Annotated in this window: 5 protein-coding genes; 4 read left to right on the forward strand and 1 reads right to left on the reverse strand. The window is 63.1% G+C overall.

From position 1 onward, the window contains the following. The 4 genes from MOV61_RS29715 to MOV61_RS29730 all read left to right on the forward strand — a co-directional run. A partial coding sequence (locus MOV61_RS29715) for a phage head closure protein (protein ID WP_247139150.1) occupies window positions 1-210 on the forward strand: 210 nt, incomplete at its 5' end. Then, window positions 207-605: a DUF3168 domain-containing protein gene (locus tag MOV61_RS29720; protein WP_247139151.1), complete on the forward strand. Its 399-nt coding sequence runs from the start codon at window positions 207-209 to the stop codon at window positions 603-605. The genes MOV61_RS29715 and MOV61_RS29720, both read left to right, overlap by 4 nt. A gap of 60 nt (window positions 606-665) precedes the next feature. Beyond that, window positions 666-941 carry a DUF1778 domain-containing protein gene (locus MOV61_RS29725; protein ID WP_247139152.1) on the forward strand — a complete coding sequence of 92 codons (276 nt, stop codon included), beginning with the start codon at window positions 666-668 and terminating at the stop codon, window positions 939-941. A gap of 4 nt (window positions 942-945) precedes the next feature. After that, window positions 946-1,446, forward strand: coding sequence for a GNAT family N-acetyltransferase (locus MOV61_RS29730; RefSeq protein ID WP_247139153.1), 501 nt, complete (start codon window positions 946-948; stop codon window positions 1,444-1,446). Here MOV61_RS29730 and MOV61_RS29735 read toward each other — a convergent pair. After that, on the reverse strand, window positions 1,408-1,863 hold a 456-nt coding region (locus MOV61_RS29735; RefSeq protein WP_247139154.1), incomplete at its 5' end, for an MFS transporter. The two genes, MOV61_RS29730 and MOV61_RS29735, sit on opposite strands and share 39 nt — an antisense overlap.

Below are 1,863 nucleotides of genomic sequence, written 5' to 3' on the forward strand. Positions count from 1 at the left end.
CGGATCGAGCCGGTCGCGTTCGTGGTGGCGGAACAGGCGGCCGCAGAGGCCGGCACCATCAGCCACCGCATCTGGACACGGTTCCGCGACGGCATTTCAGCCGGCCAGCGGTTTCGAAAGGGCGGCCGGATATTCCTCGTCAAGCTGGTGCGCGATCCGGACGAGACGCGGCGTTATCTCGTCTGCCAATGCGAGGAGGAAGCCCGATGACGGCGGGAAATGCGCTTCTGCAGGCGATCCACCAGACGCTTGCCAGTGATGCGGCGCTGACCGCGATCATCGGCACGGACGGCATCCGAGACCGGCTTCTGCCGCGGCCAAAACTGCCCTGCATTGTGTTCGGCGAGATGGAGACGCGGGATTTCTCGACAGCCAGCGAGGCCGGCGAGGAACATCTTCTGGTGCTGGAAATCTGGTCGGACGGCGAGGGACGGCGGCAGGCACAGGAGATCGCCGGCCTGGTGCATGGCCTGCTCCACGATGCGGCATTGCCGCTCGACGGTGCGGTGCTGGTGAACCTGCTGCAGGTCGGCACAAGGACGCGGCGGGAGCCGAAGACGAAGTTTCATCTGGCGGAGATGCGGTTTCGGGCGGTGACGGAATAGGCCGTTGAATATTTCGAGGGAAACGTATATACAATGTATGTGCACTAGGATGGTGGAACCATGGTAGCCCTTCGGAAAAGCGAAACGATCAACTTGAGGATCGATGCCGGCACGCGGGACGTGATTGCCCGGGCGGCCGAGATTTCCGGTAAGTCGCTGACCGCATTCATGACGGAAGCGGCCTTTGCAACGGCCCAAAAGGAGCTTTTGGACCAGCGGTTCATTGGTGTCGACGCGACTGTCTTCGATGCCGTCGAGGATCTGCTTGGCGAGCCTGCTCAGGTCAATGAGAAGCTCGCGGCTCTGCTGAAGTCGAACCGCGAATGGCTCGACTGAGGCCATGTATCGCAAACCGGCCCCGCTGAGTGAGCATCATCATCTTGGGGAGTTCGACAGCGGCAAGCCGGTGCTCGATGCCTTCCTGAAGGAGATGGCGCTTCACAATCAGGTGCAGGGTTACACACGGACCTTCGTGATTGCCGACGCCGATTTTCGGGTGGTCGGTTACCACTCGCTTTGCGCCGGCATGATTTCGCGTGAAAAAGCGCCCCGTCAGGTCAAGGGCCATCAGGCGCCGGGCGAGATCCCTGTGGCTCTGCTGGCTCGGCTTGCGGTGGACCGGAGGCATCATGGACAAGGGCTGGGCGGCGAACTGCTGAAGAATGCTCTGTTGGCCGTGGTTGCGACCTCTGAAGTGGTGGCGTTCCGGGCAGTGATGGTTCATGCGCTCGACGATGAGGCAACGAGATTTTACCTCAGATACGGTTTCCGCCAGGCCAAGGGACTGGACCGGACCTTGCTATTACCGGTCAAGGATATCCTGGCTTCGATCAGCAACTAGGCGGCTCCGCGCATTCGCGTTCCGCACCAGCCCCACCAGCATCAGCACCAATACCAGCGAGATTGCCGAGAGCACGGCGCCGGTCACCAGCGCGGCGGTGGCGCCGACGCGGTCGAGGAGGGCGGTGAAGATGACCGGCGCGGCGGCATTGGCAAGGTTCTGCGGCATCGACAGGCGGGCCGATTGCAGGCCGAATTCGCGGGGCGAAAACAGCGACAGCGGCAGGAGCGCGCGGGCGACCGCGAGCACGCCGGTGCCGAAGCCATAGAGCACCATGAACACCACCAGGACCGCGGGCGAGGACGTGACGGTCGCGGCGAGCACGAAACTGAAGAGAACCAGTCCGGTGCCGACGAGCGACGTGAGCAGCGCATTGCCGCGTCGGCCAAGCGCCATGTCGACGAAGCGGGCGGAAAC

It is taken from the genome of Neorhizobium sp. BETTINA12A (assembly GCF_023006485.1).
Taxonomy (GTDB): Bacteria; Pseudomonadota; Alphaproteobacteria; order Rhizobiales; family Rhizobiaceae; genus Neorhizobium.